The sequence below is a fragment of the Dyadobacter sp. CY323 genome, assembly GCF_021390245.1.
Classification (GTDB): domain Bacteria; phylum Bacteroidota; class Bacteroidia; order Cytophagales; family Spirosomataceae; genus Dyadobacter.
In genome coordinates this window covers 199,222-217,933 of the sequence record NZ_JAJUXH010000012.1, presented here as the reverse complement: position 1 = coordinate 217,933, position 18,712 = coordinate 199,222, and the positions used below count along the sequence as shown (strand labels likewise).

Annotated in this window: 12 protein-coding genes; 11 read left to right on the top strand and 1 reads right to left on the bottom strand. The window is 49.0% G+C overall.

All coding sequences use genetic code 11. From position 1 onward, the window contains the following. Positions 1–21 precede the first annotated feature (21 nt). The 11 genes from LZG72_RS18630 (at position 22) to LZG72_RS18580 (ending at position 17,910) form a co-directional block, all read left to right on the top strand. Positions 22–1,122, top strand: coding sequence for a PepSY domain-containing protein (locus LZG72_RS18630; RefSeq protein WP_233875881.1), 1,101 nt, complete (start codon positions 22–24; stop codon positions 1,120–1,122). Between the two features lie 72 nt (positions 1,123–1,194). Then, the gene (locus LZG72_RS18625; RefSeq protein WP_233875879.1) at positions 1,195–2,127 is read left to right on the top strand and encodes an NAD(P)-dependent oxidoreductase; all 933 of its coding nucleotides are present in this window, start codon (positions 1,195–1,197) and stop codon (positions 2,125–2,127) included. A 121-nt stretch (positions 2,128–2,248) separates the two neighbouring features. Beyond that, a complete protein-coding gene (locus LZG72_RS18620) occupies positions 2,249–2,848 on the top strand; it encodes an RNA polymerase sigma factor (RefSeq protein WP_233875877.1) in 600 nt (199 codons plus the stop codon). Positions 2,849–2,917: 69 nt separating this feature from the next. Next, positions 2,918–4,198: a FecR family protein gene (locus LZG72_RS18615; RefSeq protein ID WP_233875875.1), complete on the top strand. Its 1,281-nt coding sequence runs from the start codon at positions 2,918–2,920 to the stop codon at positions 4,196–4,198. A 248-nt stretch (positions 4,199–4,446) separates the two neighbouring features. Further along, positions 4,447–7,857 carry a TonB-dependent receptor gene (locus LZG72_RS18610; protein WP_233875873.1) on the top strand — a complete coding sequence of 1,137 codons (3,411 nt, stop codon included), beginning with the start codon at positions 4,447–4,449 and terminating at the stop codon, positions 7,855–7,857. Between the two features lie 28 nt (positions 7,858–7,885). Beyond that, complete coding sequence (locus LZG72_RS18605) at positions 7,886–9,394, top strand: RagB/SusD family nutrient uptake outer membrane protein (RefSeq protein ID WP_233875871.1); 1,509 nt, start codon at positions 7,886–7,888, stop codon at positions 9,392–9,394. A gap of 31 nt (positions 9,395–9,425) precedes the next feature. After that, complete coding sequence (locus LZG72_RS18600) at positions 9,426–10,988, top strand: family 16 glycoside hydrolase (RefSeq protein ID WP_233875869.1); 1,563 nt, start codon at positions 9,426–9,428, stop codon at positions 10,986–10,988. A gap of 14 nt (positions 10,989–11,002) precedes the next feature. Continuing rightward, positions 11,003–13,963: a PVC-type heme-binding CxxCH protein gene (locus tag LZG72_RS18595; protein ID WP_233875867.1), complete on the top strand. Its 2,961-nt coding sequence runs from the start codon at positions 11,003–11,005 to the stop codon at positions 13,961–13,963. 90 nt (positions 13,964–14,053) lie between these two features. Beyond that, entirely contained in the window at positions 14,054–14,638 is a 585-nt protein-coding gene (locus LZG72_RS18590) for an SRPBCC domain-containing protein (RefSeq protein WP_233875865.1), read from the top strand. 55 nt (positions 14,639–14,693) lie between these two features. Then, complete coding sequence (locus LZG72_RS18585; protein ID WP_233875864.1) at positions 14,694–16,820, top strand: type IA DNA topoisomerase; 2,127 nt, start codon at positions 14,694–14,696, stop codon at positions 16,818–16,820. A gap of 67 nt (positions 16,821–16,887) precedes the next feature. Then, positions 16,888–17,910: an LLM class flavin-dependent oxidoreductase gene (locus LZG72_RS18580; RefSeq protein WP_233875862.1), complete on the top strand. Its 1,023-nt coding sequence runs from the start codon at positions 16,888–16,890 to the stop codon at positions 17,908–17,910. Between the two features lie 48 nt (positions 17,911–17,958). Here LZG72_RS18580 and LZG72_RS18575 read toward each other — a convergent pair whose 3' ends face one another. After that, on the bottom strand, positions 17,959–18,540 hold the full coding sequence (locus LZG72_RS18575) for a dihydrofolate reductase family protein (RefSeq protein WP_233875860.1): 582 nt from the start codon (positions 18,538–18,540) through the stop codon (positions 17,959–17,961). Between the last annotated feature and the right edge of the window lie 172 nt (positions 18,541–18,712).

Here is an 18,712-nt window from a genome sequence, read left to right as displayed (position 1 = left end):
TCATTAATTATCAGGTTGTACATGAAAAACAAATTGCTTCGCAGATACTTATTCAAGCTGCCCAGTTGGCTTGGTTTGTTTACAGGCATTTTTTTGATCTTACTTGGACTGAGCGGTTCCGTTCTGGTTTTCAGAACGGAGCTGGACAAGCTTTTTAACCAGGATTTACTTCACATATCACATTCGGAAACGACGGTGCCGGATCAGGTCTTGCAGCGCTGCTACGACAACATTACTGGCAGATATCCGAATCTGGACGGCATTGCATGGGTTAATCCCGATGCCCGTCCCGGCGAGGCGTACGATTTCAGGATCTACTTCAACGACGCCCGTTTGCTGACCTATGATCTGGCATTGATCACATTTAATCCTTACACCGGCGCAATCCTCAGGGAAGGGCCTTCGAGCGAATTCGCCCCCAGCTTCATCGAGTGGCTGTTTCAGTTTCACTTTAGTTTTCAATTAGGTATGCCAGGTGCCGCGCTCACCGCAATTTTTGGTATTACAATGTTGTTTTCGCTGCTTACCGGAGCGATCGTGTACCGGAAAATGCTCTGGAAAGTCGTGACATTCCGGGCTAGGATCAATCGGAAAAACTGGCGCACGATCAGCTCCGATCTGCACCGCATTGTGGGCGTGTGGTCCCTGATTTTGAATGCGATCATTTTCTTTACCGGGTTCTGGATGAACTTGTTTGCCTTTAAACCAAAAACCTGGCAGAACGAACTGGTAGCGACAAAGCGGAACACACACATTTCTATATCCCCGGACCTGATGTACAGCAATGCATTGTCGGCAATGCCGGACCTCGAACCAACCTATGTTTATCTGCCTACACAGCCCCAGCGGAAATTCGAGGTTAGAGGTTACACAAAAGGGCAGTTGAAATTATGGGGAAGCGGAAATTCGGTACAATTGGATCAGCAAACCGGCGAAATCCTTCAAGTCAGCCGAATCACTGAACAGCCTTTGGGAGAACGCATTGAAGCCACATTCTTCCCATTGCACGTTGGAAATTTCGGTGGATTACCTGTAAAAATCCTGTATGTGATCATCGGACTTACGCCCGGGTTACTGGCCGTTACCGGTTTTTTGCTTTGGTGGCGACGGATGAACAAATGAGTCGTTTGCAATTTCGCTGTCCAGAGGCTCGATTATTTAGTAGGCTTCCGTTTTTACTTAAAACCGAATCCTATGAAGATCTTCATCTATGCAGACCTGCAAAAACACTATTTGGAAGAACTTGTGAAGCAGCTTTCCGGTGACGCCGAAATGATCTTAAAAGAACAACTTTCGGACGACGAGATCATGCAGGAGATTAAGTCAGCCGACATTTTGATTGGTAACCCGCCCTCTGATCTTTTCAACGACATTCCGGATACCCTCAAATTCTGGCAACTCGAAAATGTCGGTTTTGAACAATATAAAGATCTGCATTACAAAGGCGTCGCTGCAAATGTGGGAGATATGTCTGCTGCTGCATGCGCCGAGACGATTGTTGCCGGGATCCTCGGGTTTTACAGGGGTGTGCATATCATGGTTAGAAATCAGTTAAATGCCGAATGGCAGGGTGAAGCTGTCGAAAGCCACCTATCGGTTCTGGGTGAAAAACAAGTCATCATTTTGGGATCAGGATCGATTGGCGAACACGTCAGCAAAATGTTGGAGGCATTCGGATGCAGCGTGCAGATGACCGCAAAGAGTGACCCGGCAGCAGATATCCACTCCTATGATGAGCTGCTTTCCCAGCTTCCAGAAACTGATTTAGTAATCAATACTTTACCGGGGAATTTAGATAAATACGTTGCCAAAGATTTTTTCGATTCCATGAAGGAAGGTGCGCTTTACGCCAGCATCGGCCGCGGCAACACAACAGACGAAAATGCATTAATCAATGCTTTGGAAAGCGGAAAGTTGGCCGGCGCTGTTTTGGATGTAACAGAAACAGAGCCACTTCCGAAAGATTCAAAGCTATGGAAAATGACAAATGCAATACTGACCCAACATACGGGAGCAGCGCACAAAATGCGGGATCGCGATAAAGTCGCGAAGTTTGTCGATAATGTCCGGAAGTTCTTAAACGGCGAAAAAATCAAAGATGAGATCGAGCTGGCTAACGGGTATTAAAGAATTAAAATGTTATTTTTTCACAAAAGATTGATACAATTATTCAACTTGAACTAAATTTGAAGGCCCCGGCACTACTGGACACACTGCCAACTCCCCAAATTTTTGTACAGCGAATAAAATGATCGACCCGGAAGAGGAAAAAGCGTTACTTGTGAGTTGCTCGAAAGGCGACAGGCAGGCCTATGCGCTTCTTTACACCCGATATGTGTCGCCGCTCTGCCGTTACCTGTTTTTATTCACCCGATCCAAAGAAGACAGCGAGGAAATCGCGCAGGACGTATTTGTGAAAATCTGGGAAAAAAAGGAAAACCTCGTGGCCGTGCATTCGTTCAGGCCGTATGTTTTCAAAACAGCTAAAAATCAGCTCCTCGACCTGATCAGGAGAAAAGAAACGGAGGCCAAAATGCTGGACTATCTCCGTCCGGTTACCGAAGAAAGCGGTGAATATTCTGATACGGACGCTATCTACAATCAATACCATCAGATTGCGCATGAGGCGAAAAACCTGCTGCCACAAAAAAGAAAGCGCATTTTTGAAATGAAAACAGAAGAAGGGCTGTCGCTGGACGAAATAGCGGAGAGCCTTTCGATCTCTAAAACTGTCGTCAAAAAGCAACTTTATGCGGCGACTGACTTCGTTCGTGAATACCTTCGAAAACATGCTGAAATGACTACAGAGCTGGTTATTTTTCTGTCTGTTTTTTGCTCCGCACAGTAAAATCCAAAATAAAATCAAATTTTTCATGAACCGAGGGGTTCTTTTGCCCCGCCCGTTCGTCTTCACACTATGGAGGACGCTAAACACTACATTCACTTTCTGGAAAGATATGCGCAGGGGCTGCATTCCGGGGCCGAGCATACACAGTTTCTGAACTGGTTTGATCATCTGGACCCGGAGGTAGCGGAACTTGTAATGGAACAATATGCACAGATCAGTGCAAAATACGAGTCCGACCAGACGCTTTTTCCTCCGCAGAAATCGCTCATCAACTCCATTGAACAGCGGCTCGACGAACTCAGTGAGCACAAAAACGGTGACATGTCCGAAACTCGTTTCCGCCTTGGATTTTTGCGGTATGCTGCGGCGGCTATCCTTGTCCTGGCTGGAACATTTGCCTATTTCACACTATCCAGGAAAAAAACACCCGAAGTAACGACAGTAAAGACAATCAGCAACGATGCTGTTCCCGGCAGTAGTAAGGCCATTCTAACGTTAGCAGACGGTTCGGACATCATACTCGACGATGCGCATAATGGTGAAATTGCAGTGCAGGAAGGTATCAGAATCACTAAAACAGCCGATGGCAAGCTGATTTACAGTACCGAAAAAATAACCGGAAACACCGACGGTTCGTCTCCCCGGGTTTTTAATACCATCACCACCCCCAAAGCAGGACAGTTCAAGGTTAACCTGCCCGATGGAACACGGGTATGGCTCAATTCTCTGTCATCCATCCGCTTCCCGGCCAGTTTCAATGGCCCGGTGAGGACAGTGGACATTACCGGCGAGGTGTATTTTGAAGTTGCGCAGTTACAGAAGAATATCAATGGGAAAATGCAGAAAGTCCCTTTCCATGTATCCAGCGCAGACCAGGTAGTCGAGGTTTTGGGTACACATTTCAACATCAATTCGTACCAGGACGAATCGGCGACCAAAACCACGCTGCTTGAAGGAAGTGTAAGGGTTTTGGCTGCAAAAAAGGATAAAAATGTTAAAAGCGAGGTCAGGCTTCGGCCGGGCGAGCAGGCATTGGTTCCTGCCCGGATCAAATCGCAGCCTATTTCAGTCGCAGGTATAACCGTCAGGAGTGTGGATTCGGAAGAGGCAGTGGCGTGGAAAGAAGGGTATTTCAGATTTAAAGACGCAAATATCCAGGATGTAATGCGTCAGCTCGCAAGGTGGTACGACATAGAAGTAAGCTACGAAGGCGATTTCTCCTCCGAACAGTTTACGGGTTTCGTGTCACGCAATATCCGGATGTCCAATGTGCTCAAAATCCTGCAGGAAGGCGGCGGGGTGAAATTCAGTATTAAAGGAAAGAAAGTGGAAGTTACCAAAGCAGAATAAATTCAGATACCATTTCCCCATCCGACAGATGAAGACCGACACCAGTTAAACGAAAGGAAGGGACCTTAAAAAACAAAACCGCTCCGGATTAGGCCCCGGGGCGGTTGATCCAGGCCATGCCGTTGGAGCGGCGGGCATTTGGAGTAGTTAAGAAAGGAACCGATCCGGTAATTTTTGCGAAGTACTAATCATGTATCACTTAACCTTAACATTGTAAAGGTATGCAATATGTTTTTTTTATACGAATCATGAAGCTCACCTTCCTTTTCTTTTTGGTAGCTTTTATGCAGGTGCAAGCGTCCGTATATTCCCAGACCGTTAGGTTGAACGAACGGAGTAGCGGTCTGGAAAGAGTTTTTACGGAGATTCGAAAACAAACTGGTTATAACTTTCTGTATAATAACAGATTACTGAAAAATACGCTACCAGTTACCGTCAAAACCGCAGGTTCTCCGCTGATAACGGTGCTGGAGGAGATTTTCAGAAATCAGCCGCTGACTTATTCCATTATCGATAAAACGATCGTTGTTAAAAAGAAAGAACAGCTGCGGGATAAAGACGACGCAATGCTGATCGAAAAGCTTCCCGAAAACACGCCATATGTGGCTGGCGACGAGAAAAGAATGGCGACGCTGCTGGTCAATAAGCTCAACATCAAGATCAGCAGGGCGATAGATCTCACCGGAAAAGTAACGGACGAAAAAGGCGACGGCTTGCCCGGCGTAAGTATTCTGCTGAAAGGTACCCAACGCGGCACAACCACCGACACGCAGGGTAAATTTACCATATCGATTTCCGATGCCGACCGGCAGGATTTGCAGACAATACTCGTTTTCAGTTATGTAGGTTACCTTGCCCAGGAGCTGGTCGTTGGTAACAGCAGCTCCGTGGAAGTGGTGCTTAAAGCAGATACTAAGGCTTTGAACGAAGTAGTGGTGGTGGGCTACGGAACGCAGCAAAAGGAAGACATTACCGGCGCAATTTCAACCATATCGGCCAAAGAGCTCCGCGACGCGCCGGTAGCGCAGGTGGCCCAGATGCTTCAGGGAAAACTCAGCGGAGTACGCATCGATCAGACTTCGGGCCGGCCGGGAGAAGGTATGAATATCAAGATCAGGGGTTCTGTTTCCATTACCGCGGGTGCAAATCCTTTGTATGTGGTGGATGGGATGCCGATTTCGGGGGATATCAATACCATTAATCCTGCTGAAATTGAAAGCATCAGCGTGCTGAAAGATGCCGCTGCTTCTTCCCTCTACGGTTCCAGGGCTGCCAATGGCGTGGTGCTGATCCAGACGAAATCTGCGGTGGCGGGGAAAACCCAGGTCGATTTCAGCGCCTATTACGGTTTTGAAAAAGTCCCGGATTCGAGGCGAGTGAAAATGATGAATGCGCAGCAATACGCCCAGTTTCAAAAGGAAATCGCTGAACTGAACGGCCGGGCCGTGAACCCGGTATTTGCAAATCCCAACGAATATGCAGGAAAAGGTACCGACTGGTTTGATGTGGTTACGCGCACAGCTGCTGTCCAGAGCTACAACCTGACGGTAACTTCCGGCGCGAAGAATTTCAGTACTGCCGTGACCGGGGGTTATTTTAAAGAAGAAGGAGTGGTGATTGGTACCGGTTTCCAGCGGCTATCATTGAGGATCAATTCAGTGTTTACGCCCAGCAGCAAAGTTAAAATCGGCTTTAATGTCGCTCCCAACTACGCGACCAACACCAACTTCGCGACCGACGGCGGTCCGTATGGTACGGAAAACATTGTCTCTTCCGCACTCGCGACCACACCTTTGGCAAGTCCCTACAATCCCGACGGCAGTCTCGCATTGACAGCCTCCGATCCTGCAACATTCGGAAATCCCAACTGGCTGCGGGTAGCCGAAGAAAAGGTTTATAAAAACAAAAACCTCCAGATGCTTTCCAATGCTTATGTGGAATACAGGATTTTAAAAGGCCTTACCGCCAAAACGACCGCCAATGTGCAGCTCGGCAACACAAATGTTTTCCAGTTCAATCCCTCTACAATCGGTGTTTTGTTCACACCTCCGCCGCGCATACCGAGCGGCTCCGATAACACGGCGCGGATGTATAACTGGGTCAATGAAAACTCGCTGACCTATCAGAATGAATTTGGCGGCCACAGCTTCGACGCGCTTGTCGATTTTACCGCCCAGCGTTACCGCCGCGATGCAACGCTTGTGACCGCCACCAACTTTGCCGATGACAAAATTCAGGCTGTGAGCGCGGCAGGGCGGCAGGTAGTGACCAGCGACGTGCAGGAATGGGCGGTACTTTCCTACCTCGCCAGACTGAACTACAATTACAAAAGCAAATACCTGCTCACAGCTTCCATCCGTCGCGACGGTTCCTCGCGTTTCGGGCCGAACAACCGCTGGGGTAATTTCCCTTCCGCGTCCGTAGGCTGGATCGTGTCCAAGGAAAGTTTCTGGAACGTAAAACCGGTTTCTTTCCTGAAACTGAGGGCCAGTTATGGCATTACGGGAAATTTTGAGATCGGGAATTATACATTCCGGTCAACGGTGGGGCCGGTTTATTATGGATTTAATAATGGTTTGTTCCAGGGCCGGGCAGCTAATAATCTTGGCGATAACAACCTGGGTTGGGAGCGGAAAAAACAAATGAACATCGGGGCTGATATTTATCTGCTCAACGATCGTATCCAGCTGACTTACAATTATTATTCGACCAAATCAAGCGATCTGCTTTTCAATGTGGCGGTGCCGCAGTCTTCGGGTTTTGCCAATATTCAGACCAATATCGGCGAGCTGAAACTGTGGGGACATGAGATCGGGATCACAACTTACAACATCAATAAAAACCGGTTTTCGTGGAATACCAACTTTAATATTTCATTCGACAGAAATAAGGTACTGAAACTTTCCACCGAAAAAACGACGGCATTGTACCACGGTATGCTCAGCTACGGGTTTTACAGCCACGTATCAGAGGTAGGCAAGCCGGTCGGGTTGTTTTATGGAGCGGTGCAGGAGGGTGTTTATAAAAATCAGGAGGATTTTGACAGCTCGCCAAAATATGCTGATTCACAAGTAGGTACGATCAAATTCAAAGACCTCAACGGGGACGGGAAGATTTCCTTTCCGGAAGATTATACTACAATCGGCAATCCCTGGCCCGATTTCATTTTCGGGATGTCCAATCAGCTCAACTACCGGAATTTTGACCTCGGATTAACCATCACCGGCTCGAAAGGAAACGATATCCTGGCCCACCACGAAAACTGGACGACCAACCTGGATGGCGTTTTTAATGTGCTGGAAGAGGTAAAAGACCGCTGGAAATCGCCGGAAGATCCCGGGGCCGGGAAGTATGGCAGCGTAAAACAAGGCACTACTTACCTGGAACGCGACCGGTGGCACACCCGCTACATCAAAGACGGTAGTTTCCTGTCATTAAAAAACATCACAGTCGGCTACACGATACCGGTCAGTAAAAATGCGATCCGTAACCTGAGAGTGTACGCCAGCGTGCAGAATGCCCATGTTTTTACCAAATACACAGGACCGAACCCCGAGGTGAACACACGGAACTCTTCCAGTGGAAGCTCTCCCGGCGTGGATGAGAACTCCTACCCAGTGCCAAGAACAGTAAGCCTGGGCGTTAACATCGGTTTTTAATTTACAGCAAGACAAAAAAGGAAATGATATGAATATTAGAATATTACTTGCCGGAATGCTGCTCGTAACCGCCAGCGCCTGCTCCGATTTTCTCGACATTTCGCCAGAAACAAACCTGAGCTCCACCAGTTTTTATACATCAAAAACCGACTTCGAACAGGCTGTCGGCGGGGTATATGCACCTTTGCAGCCGCTGTACAACCAGGACTGGATACTGAATGAAATGCGATCGGACAACACCCATTTTATCTTCAATATTGCCCAGCGAGGCCCCAAACAGGATGAAGATCCTTCCACTTTTACCGTTGAAAATAACAATGTGAACACTGCGGCAAAGTGGAATAACAACTACCTGATCATCTCCCGCGCGAACCAGGTTCTGCAAAGTATAGATGCCGTGGAGTTTGACCAGCCGTCAAAGGATAACCTGAAAGGACAGACCTACTTTTTAAGGGCATTCGCCTATTTTGATCTGGCCAAAAATTTCGGCGGAGTACCCATTTTTACAGAACCTTCGGATTCCTATCAGGCCACTTTCAAGTCCCGGTCCGAGGTTGCCGCCGTGTATGAGCAGATCCTGTCTGACCTCGCGCAAGCTACGACCTTGCTGCCGAACCGGGCAAATCAGGCCGCGGGCAGGGTTTCGTCCGGCGCGGCCTACACGCTTCTTGCGGATGTACATGTCAATTTGAAACGCTGGGCAGACGCAGAAACTGCACTCAAACAGGTAACAGGTATGGGTTATACGCTCCTGCCCAACTATGCCGATGTGTTTAATCCGTCGAATGAAGGCAATACCGAAATCATATTTGATGTCCAATATGCAGAGGGGACCGCGCAGGCTGTCAGCAATTTTCTGCCATACAAATTTATGCCCGTACTGGCGGATCCTTCGGTAATTACGGGAGTAAAACCTTCGGCATCGAACACCGACGGCTCGTATAATACGCCAACACCTGATATGCTCGCGGCCTATGAAGATACCCTCGCAGACAAACGTTTCGCCGCGTCGATCGGGTTTTACAGCGGGCCTTCTCCGCTGGTAGGCGTGGTGTATAACCATACTCCTTATGTCAAAAAGTATTTGTTCCCGCACGCCCGCTACCGCGAAACAGCCTCAAACTGGCCGGTTTACAGGTATTCGGAAGTGCTGCTGTTGCTGGCCGAGGCTATGAATGAGCAAAACCGTCCCGCGGAGGCATTTGCCCAGTTGAACCTGGTCAGGAGACGTGCGGGCTTAAAAGATATTCCTGCGGGAAGCCAGGCGTCGGTAAGAGAGGCGATTTTTAAAGAGCGGAGGGTAGAACTGGCATTCGAAAACAAACGCTGGCACGATCTGGTACGGAGCGGCCAGGCTGTTGCCACCATGAAAGCCTATGGCGCAAGAGTGAAAGCCAATCCTCAGAAATACTATTACCCGGCGGGTAGCGCACCCGCCGACGCCGCTTTTCAGGTGAGCGAAAGAGACCTGCTTTATCCGATCCCGGTGGGCGAAATCATCATCAATCCTGAACTGAAACAGAATACAGGCTATTGAGCCAGACCATTTTGATCCTAAATATGCATTCATGAAAGCATCCCAAGTTAGATCCGGGCTGATTATGCTGTTGTTACTCCTGATCGGTAACGCCGGTTTTAGTCAGAAAAAAACAGACACCGGTTTTTTCAATAAAAAAGACCTGACGGGCTGGTCGGCCGTCAACATGCAGTACTGGTCGGTTGAAGACGGCGCCATTGTGGGCCGGGCAACGGAGAAAGTAGCGAAAAACCAGTTTTTGTGGTCCGATGTAAAAGTGACCGATTTTTACCTGAATGTGGACGTGCTGCTGGAAACCAATGATCGCAATGCAGGAATACAGTTCCGGTCGAAAAAAGCGGATGCGTCGGGTCAGGCACTTGGTTACCAGGCAGATATGGGCAAAGACGTATGGGGCAGGCTCTACCACGAACATGGACGGGAAAAGCTCGACTGGTCGGACAGGGGTGAAAAAGCGGTGAAACCCGGTCAATGGAACAAATATGAAATCCTGGTTTCTGGCGACAGGATCTGGACTGCGATCAATGGAAAACTGGCAGTTTCGGTAAAAGATCCGGGCGGCGATCCATCAGGCTATATCGCCTTACAAATCCACTCCGGCGATGCGCAGACAGTCCGGTACAAGATCAATACCTTGGTGCATAACCCCAAAGTCGAACTCGCGGGCCTGAATGAAGCTCAGCTGGTTAAGGAACTGAAACTTCCGTTGAACAAACCCGTTGGAAAAACATCGTCCCTGACATTCGGAGAAAATGAAGTGATCGTTTTTGCCGGAGGTACCAACATCGTGAACATGCGCAAGGACTGTTACCTGGAAACGCTGCTCATGGCCGCACACCCGCACACCCGGCTCCACATCTGGAACCTGGGCTGGGATGGCGATACGGCTTACGAGCAATTCAGGGATGTAGGTTTTGGGAAATGGTCTAAAAACCTGGACAGTCTGGGCGCGGACATTGCTTTTGTTCAGTTTGGGCAAATGGAATCTTTGCAGGGAGAAGCGGCAATTCCGGAGTTCATTAATGCATATAAAAAACTGCTTTCCGGGGTTAAAACCGGGAAGCGGCGTATCGTATTGATTTCACCTGTTCCTTTTGAACCGGCAAACCTGAACTTGGGGAAAGGTAATGTGCCAGAAAACCCTCTGAACAAAGCAGCGGCCGAACAGTATACAGATGCTGTGCGCCAACTGGCTGCGCAGGAAGGTTACCATTTTGTAGACCTTTATCATTCCCTCCAAAAATCCCCACGGGCCGGCTCCCTTACTTTTGATGGCATTCATCTTACACCGGAAGGGCAGCAACTTGCAGCTGAGGCGATCGTGCAGGAGCTGGGAATGCACCAGCGGTTTACCGAAAAGCTGGAACCCTTGCGGAAAGAGGTATTGACCAAAAACCAGCTCTGGATCGGTTACTGGCGTCCCGGTAACTGGGCTTTTCTGGGCGGCGACCGTACCACAGTCCCTTTCAGCCACGATTGGAAGAACACCGAAAAACGAATTTTCCCCGAAGAAATAAAAGGTTTTGAGCCGCTGATCCGGGAGGCAGAAATCCGCATTTCCGAACAACAGAACCTGCTGGTTACGCAAAACTGATAAATCTATTTTTCATGCGAATACGATCATTCCTCATATCAATTGCCTTTTTACTTTCATATACAACTTTTGCCCAGATCAATCTGATGTCCGTCGCGCCTGCCGAAAACGACAATTCGGTAGAGGCGGAAATGGCGTCTTTTAAGATCGCGGACGGTTATAAAATTGACTTGTTTGCCTCAGAAACGCTCGGAATCGCCGATCCCTGTGCGATGCGCTGGGATGAAAAAGGCCGCTTGTGGGTGCTTACCATCCCTTCTTATCCACAGCCGCTGCCCGGTTCGAATCCCAATGACAAGCTGATGATTTTGGAAGATAAAGACGGGGACGGCAAGGCGGACCATTCCTCCGTTTTTGCAGAAGGACTGAACATCCCGCTGGGCTTTGAGCTCGGGCACGGAGGTGTGTATCTGGGCGAGCAGACCGAGCTGGTGTTTCTCAAAGACACCGACAATGACGGAAAAGCGGACAGCCGCAGGGTTGTGCTTTCAGGTTTTGGAACGCACGATTCCCACCAGACGATCAATTCCTTTTTGTGGAGTCCGGGAGGCGAACTTTTCTTTTCACAGGGACATAGCATTTACAGCCGGATAGAAACCGCGTGGGGTATAAAAAAAGCGGATCGTGCCTCGATTTGGCGGTACCGTCCGCTGCAAAACAGGCTCGACGGATTCCTGGACGGGTCTACCGCCAGCGTAAATCCCTGGGGGATGAACTTTGGCGAGTGGGGAGAAATGTTTCACAAAGCCAATGATCCCGAGCTGTTTTATACCGTTCCGGGAATGGTCAATACCACCCACCGCGCGCTGCTGCCGCCGATCGGAAAGCTGGTGATCAAAGGTTCGATCATTGAAATTATCCGTACCAAACATTTACCCAAAGACTTGTGGGGCGATTTTGTGATCGCCGGCTATTATAACAATAAAGTAGAGCGGATGCGCGTGGCAGAGGATTCTTCCGGCTACAAAGCGACACTGCTCGACCCGATACTGACTTCATCCAGCCGGAGCTTCCGGCCGATCGACATTAAGATCGGACCGGACGGGGCGATGTATGTACTCGATTGGTATAACCCGATCATCGGGCATTACCAGGCTTCCATGCGGCATCCCGACCGCGATAAAACCCACGGCAGGATCTGGCGGATCACTGCCACAGGCCAGCCGCTGCTGACTCCCCCGGTACTCGCCGGACAATCCGTAGCGACCTTGCTGGACCACCTCAAATCGAAAGAACACTGGACGAGGTACCAGGTAAGAAGGCTCCTGGCCGAGCGCGATTTTGAGGAAATACGCAAGCCGTTGACCGACTGGGTCGCAAAACTAAGCCCGTCGGACACAGATTTTGAACATCATTTGCTGGAAGCGATCCATGTATATGAAAGCCACGAGATTGTCAACGAGGATTTATTGAAAGAACTGGCAAAAGGAAAAGAGCCGGGCGCCAGGGGCTACGCCGCCCATGTGGCCGGACGCTGGGCCGACAGACTGAAAAACCCGCTGGCCATCCTCGACCCGCTGATCAATGATCCCGTGGCAAGAGTGCGGCTGGAAGCGCTCGTGGCCGTCAGCGACGTGCACCGGCCCGAAGCTATGGCGGTAGCTACGCAAGTACTGAATTTCCCGACCGACAAATTTATCCGTTATGCATTGGAAAAAACGGTTCATGCATTGCAGCAGGATTGGGAGCCGGCTTTAAGGAAAAATACGCTCGCATTTAAAGATCCCGCGCATCTGGCCTACGTAGTCAGCGTCATTCCGCCGGCATGGTATACCGCCGATATGTACCGTAAACTGGTTTCCGGCAACCTGCCAAAAGAAGTAAAAAGAAGCTTGCTGATCAGTCTGGCGAAAGTAGGCGGACCTTCGGATATTGAATTTGTACTAGCTCCGGAGAATGTAGCTAACGACGCCGTTTTGCTTGATCATCTTGCCAAAACCGAACCCCGGCCTGTCACGCAGGTTTCTTTGAACAAATTGAAAAACATTCTTGAAAAATCCGATAACAATGAAGTTGCCAAATCGGCAGTACGATTGATCAGGGCATGGAAGTTGAAACCGCTCGCTCCGGCGATACAAACGCTGGTTGTCAATGAAAATAATGATGCTGCTGTACGCGCCGAAGGTTTGCAAACATTGGCACAACTGAACGGGCGGGCCGCTTTGCCGACTTTACAAAAACTCGTCAAAAATCCTCAGACTCCCAGACAGATCCGGCTGGCAGGATTGCAAAGTCTGAGTGCTTTGGATATCGGACTCGCCACCAGTGCCACGCTCAACGAAATCAGCCTTTCCGGCGGTTCTGTTGCGGAATTTAAGGAAATAATATCCCCGATTCTGGAACGTAAAGGCGGCATTGCATCGCTTACTCACGCATTGGCATCCCAAAACCTGTCCAAAGAGAAAGCAGGGCTGATGCTGGAAGTACTGGCAACAAAAGGTATCAATGCATCCCAGCTGAAAACGTTGCTCAACAAACAGGCCGGTGTGAAAAACCTGGTGACCAGAACTTACGATCAGCAGTATGTCGATAAGCTTTCAAAACAAGTAAAGGAAGCCGGGGATGCCAGAAAAGGGCAGGCGATTTACATGGCAAATCCCAGCTGCGCATCCTGCCACACGATCAACGGAAAAGGTGGGAATATCGGTCCCAATCTGTCGGCTATCGGCAAAGGTTTGTCGGCACGGGAGATCATTTCAGAAGTACTCTGGCCCAACCAGAATGTGAAAGAAGGCTATAACCGGGTGGCCGTGGAGACCAAAACCGGCGAACTGATCCAGGGTATCAAGATTTTCGAGAATGCGGAAGAAATACAGATTGAAACCACCGAATCCAAAAAGCCGAAAGTAGTGAGCAAGAAGATCATCGCCGGCAAAACGGAAACCGGCTCGCTCATGCCGTCGGGGCTGATGGACAATTACTCGGAAGAAGAACTCCGGGACCTGTTGCGTTACCTGAGTGAGCTGGGAAATTAACTGGCAAAGGGTGGGGTTCGAAGGATCCCGAAAGGCACGATTATTATGCGGACCGGCGCATGTTCTGTTAATCAACAAAATCCGGGAAAAATGGAAGAGGATAAAAAGGTAAATGTGATTGAAGTAGAAAGGCAGTTTGATGTTGACGTAGAAACACTCTTCAAAGCCTGGACAGAAGCTGAACACCTCAAACAATGGTGGCGTCCGATGGGGGAATCGCTCACGGATGTCAAAAACGAGCTTACAGAAGGTGGCGAAGTTGCATATTATGTAGGCGAGGCCGGACTGGAAATTACCGGTACGTACAGCGAAGTGTCAATCAATGAAAAACTGGTTTATTCGTGGGTTTGGAATATGAGCGATGAGGGTTCGGAGAATGGCTACTCGCTGGATGTCAGCTTTTCTTCCGAGGGGGAAGGCAGTAAACTGCGTGTGATCCAGGAAGGATTTTCGAGGCCTGAGTTTTTGAAGCCGCATCAGGATGGGTGGGATAAAGGTCTGAATGCTCTTGAGGCGTACTTGTCCGGCAGCTCGACAAATGCAGGTGAATCGCAAAACCAGACATCAGGATCTGAGCCAGTTCAAAAAGATAACCTGAAAGATGCGGAGGGCATGTCGGACCGCTCGGGCGGGTATAACGAATCGCCGGAACAGGTTAAGGTGGGAGGCGGTTGATTAGTTTCCAGATTGTTTGTAGGAACATTGCCGCTCAATCGAGTAAGTTTGCGGCATGAAAGTGTGTATTGCTGAAAAGCCAAGCGTTGCCAAAGATATTGCAGCAATTATCGGTGCGAATCAGCGCAGGGACGGCTACTACGAAGGAAACGGGTATCAGGTAACCTGGACTTTCGGGCATTTTTGTACATTAAAAGAACCCCACGACTACACCGAGCGGTGGAAATCCTGGCGGCTGGAAGACCTGCCCATGATCCCGTCGAGCTTCGGCATTAAGCTCATTGACAATGCTGGTGCATTGAAACAGTTTGGCGTGATTGAAAGTCTGGTCAGTAAATGCGAGGAAGTGATCAATTGCGGGGATGCGGGCCAGGAAGGTGAGCTGATCCAGCGCTGGGTTTTGCTGAAAGCCAAATGCAATGTGCCCGTGAAACGTCTCTGGATTTCATCTCTGACCGAGCAGGCGATCCGCGAGGGTTTTGAAAAACTCAAAGACAGCGAACTTTACAACAACTTGTATGCGGCCGGCAGTGCGCGCGCCATTGGCGACTGGCTGCTCGGCATGAATGCGACCAGGCTTTTTACCAAAAAATTCGGTCAGGGAAAAGTGGTACTCAGCATTGGCCGGGTGCAAACGCCGACTCTGGCGCTCATCGTTCAGCGCCAGAAGGAGATCAATGCATTTGTTTCGGAAGAATATTGGGAATTGAAAACCATTTACCGCGAAACCGAATTCACGGCGACCATTGACCGGATCAGAAACGAGGAGAAAGCAAAGAAAGGCCTCGCCTACTTGCTTGAACACGAATTTGAAATAACCGCATTTGAAAAGAAAGAAGGAAAAGAAGGAAATCCAAAGCTTTTTGACCTTACTTCACTACAAGTGGAGGCGAACAGAAAATACGGCTATTCCGCCGAAGACACATTAAAACATACCCAAAACCTATACGAAAAGAAGTTCATCACTTATCCCCGGGTGGACACGACGTACCTTTCGGAAGACCTGCATCCCAAAATGGAGGGCATTTTACGAGAGCTTACTTACTATGCCCAATACACAGCGCCGCTTTTAGAAAGACCAATTCCAAAATCGAAAGCGGTTTTTGATGATAAAAAGGTAACTGATCACCACGCCATTATCCCGACGGGCGTTTTGCCCAATCACATCAGTCAGGACGAAAAACGCATTTACGACCTGCTCACCCGCCGGTTTATCGCTGCATTTTATCCTGAATGTAAGGTTTCGAACACAACAGTACTTGGTATGGTTGGGCAGGTGGAATTCAAGGCAACCGGAAAACAGATCCTGGAACCCGGCTGGCGGGCTGTGTACGCCAATGATGCGAATGCAAAAAAAGAAGCGGCGGAAGAGGAAAAGCTGATGCCTGATTTTGAGGTGGGAGAAAGAGGTCCGCACGAACCGCGCGTGCACCAGGGAAAAACAACGCCGCCGAAAGCCTATACCGAAGCGACATTGCTACGGGCAATGGAAACGGCAGGCAAGCAGGTTGAGGATGAGGAAATGCGTGAGGCATTGAAGGACAATGGAATAGGAAGACCTTCAACACGGGCGAATATCATAGAAACACTTTTCAAAAGGCGTTACATTGAAAAGAAAAAGAAAAATATTTTCGCCACACAAACCGGCATCGATCTCATCGATACGATCCAGAACGAGCTTCTAAAAAGCGCGGAACTGACCGGGAACTGGGAAAGAAAGCTGCGGTTGATCGAAAAAGGCGATTATTCGATGGAAACGTTTAAGCAGGAGTTGATTCAGATGGTGGTTGACCTCACGCAAGAGGTGAAAAATAATCGCGGAAAGGCGATCAGCATTGCCGAAGAAGCGCCGCCAGAGATTGCAAAAGAAGAAAAGGAGAAGAAACCCGCCAAACCGAGGGAGCCAAAAGAAGAAATCTCCATTGAGTCCCTGACCTGTCCGAAATGCAAGGAACATTTGCTAAAAAAGGGAAAAACGGCTTATGGCTGTTCCAACTTTCAGGCTTGCGGCTTCAAGATCCCGTTTGAATTTCTGGGCAAAAAACTCACCGACAAACACGTTTACGATTTGCTGAGCAAAGGCAAAACAGCCAAAATAAAGGGATTGCAGATTCCCGGTAACCCAAACACGACAGATGCAAAGCTTATCATGAATGGCGATTTCAACTTTGAAGTGGGTTGATGGTTGCAAAGGAACTCACAGGCTAATTAAATGCTTTTATTAACAGCATTCTCATTGTTAATAAATCATGGCAGACAAACTCATTCAGGATATACCATTTTCCATTCTTGATCTCGCGCCGATTACGGAGGGGAATAATGCAGGCACAACATTCAAAAACAGCCTCCGGCTCGCGCAGCGTGTAGAAGAACTTGGTTACAATCGTTACTGGCTTGCCGAGCACCACAATATGGCAAGCGTCGCCAGCTCGGCTACTTCCGTTCTCATCGGCTACATTGCCGGCGGTACCAATACGATCCGTGTGGGCAGCGGCGGCATTATGTTACCCAATCACGCGCCGCTGGTAATTGCCGAACAGTTTGGTACTCTTGCGTCACTGTATCCCGGCCGCATCGACCTCGGACTTGGCAGAGCCCCCGGAACAGATCAGGTGACAGCCCGCGCGCTCAGACGCAATTATATGGAATCCGCTCAGGATTTTCCGGATGATGTGATGGCATTGCAAACGTATTTTTCAGCAGATAACAGCAACTCCAAAGTTCGGGCGATCCCCGGTGAAGGGCTGGAAGTACCGATCTGGATACTGGGTTCGAGTACCGACAGTGCGCGACTGGCTGCACATCTGGGATTACCTTACGCATTCGCGAGCCATTTCGCACCCACCCAATTCCTGACCGCGATAGAACTGTATCGCCGGAATTTCCGACCGTCGCAATATCTGGCGCAACCTTATGTGATGGCTTGTGTGAATGTGATCGCCGCAGACACCACCGAAGAAGCAGAGCGCCTTGCGACCTCTTTCTACCAGCTGGCTACGGGCATTATCACAGGCAAACGCCAGCCTTTGCAACCACCCGTAGAAAGTATGGATGGACTCTGGGGAGAATATGAAGAAGCCGCGGTGAGAGAAATGATGAAATACACGTTCATCGGCGACAGAAAAAAAATAAGCAATGATCTTGCTTATTTTCAGCAACGTACGCAGCTCGACGAGTTGATGGTCACCAGCCACATCTACGATCCCGAGGCGCGGATTCATAGTTATGAAGTTTTAAAAAGCGCGCAGGAGAAGAGTGTGGTCGCGTCGTGATTGTACTTACAAGCATTGGTTTGGGAGGTCTGCATTGCCGTCATTCTATCAACCCGTTGTCAGGTTATTCGATGAATAATGCATGGTAATTACCCCCGATCCCAGCGTTTTTGTTTCAAGCAATTTTAAAGAACTGGTGGTGATGTTGGTGTCAAACAGCTTAATGCCATTCCCCAATATCACGGGATGCAACGTGAGCCTGTACTCATCTATCAGGCCCAGCTTCATAAAGCTTTTGGCAAGGCCCGGGCTGCCGAATATGACCAGGTCTTTGCCGGGTTGTTGTTTGAGGCTATTCACCTCTTCGACTATATTCTCTTTGACCAACGTAGTATTGTTCCAACTCACTTCGTCCAAAGTTGTCGAAAACACTACCTTAGGGATATCCTGCACCCATTGCGCATGTGCCAGCGAGCGTTTATCAGCGTCGGGATTGTTCAATACGGTGGGCCAATAACCTTCCATCAAATGGTAGGTAGTCTTGCCATATAGAGGAGCACCTACTGTTTTGACCAATTCGTCTGCATATTTTTGCAGTTCTTCATTGTATGACAGGAAACCCAGTCCGCCATTGACATCTCCAGCAAAACCATCCAGCGAGATGTGCGCAAATAAAACTACCTTTCTCATTTTTGATTGCATTTGGTTACCTGCGATATTTTATCGTGCATTTCGGAAACTGAATCTGATTTGATTGCTGTCGTTGCCATTTTGCATTTACGGTTCGGACAAAAATGCTGAAAGTTTCCAAATATTCAACATTGTGGCTGTGAAGCTGAACTTGCGGGCTTCCTCTTCCTGG

What these genes read in the sequence shown, in the direction of transcription:
- LZG72_RS18630 (WP_233875881.1), top strand. Translation starts at nt 22, where the DNA reads ATGAAAAACAAATTGCTTCGCAGATACTTATTCAAGCTGCCCAGTTGG.
- LZG72_RS18625 (WP_233875879.1), top strand. Translation starts at nt 1,195, where the DNA reads ATGAAGATCTTCATCTATGCAGACCTGCAAAAACACTATTTGGAAGAA.
- LZG72_RS18620 (WP_233875877.1), top strand. Translation starts at nt 2,249, where the DNA reads ATGATCGACCCGGAAGAGGAAAAAGCGTTACTTGTGAGTTGCTCGAAA.
- LZG72_RS18615 (WP_233875875.1), top strand. Translation starts at nt 2,918, where the DNA reads ATGGAGGACGCTAAACACTACATTCACTTTCTGGAAAGATATGCGCAG.
- LZG72_RS18610 (WP_233875873.1), top strand. Translation starts at nt 4,447, where the DNA reads ATGAAGCTCACCTTCCTTTTCTTTTTGGTAGCTTTTATGCAGGTGCAA.
- LZG72_RS18605 (WP_233875871.1), top strand. Translation starts at nt 7,886, where the DNA reads ATGAATATTAGAATATTACTTGCCGGAATGCTGCTCGTAACCGCCAGC.
- LZG72_RS18600 (WP_233875869.1), top strand. Translation starts at nt 9,426, where the DNA reads ATGAAAGCATCCCAAGTTAGATCCGGGCTGATTATGCTGTTGTTACTC.
- LZG72_RS18595 (WP_233875867.1), top strand. Translation starts at nt 11,003, where the DNA reads ATGCGAATACGATCATTCCTCATATCAATTGCCTTTTTACTTTCATAT.
- LZG72_RS18590 (WP_233875865.1), top strand. Translation starts at nt 14,054, where the DNA reads ATGGAAGAGGATAAAAAGGTAAATGTGATTGAAGTAGAAAGGCAGTTT.
- LZG72_RS18585 (WP_233875864.1), top strand. Translation starts at nt 14,694, where the DNA reads ATGAAAGTGTGTATTGCTGAAAAGCCAAGCGTTGCCAAAGATATTGCA.
- LZG72_RS18580 (WP_233875862.1), top strand. Translation starts at nt 16,888, where the DNA reads ATGGCAGACAAACTCATTCAGGATATACCATTTTCCATTCTTGATCTC.
- LZG72_RS18575 (WP_233875860.1), bottom strand. Translation starts at nt 18,540, where the DNA reads ATGAGAAAGGTAGTTTTATTTGCGCACATCTCGCTGGATGGTTTTGCT.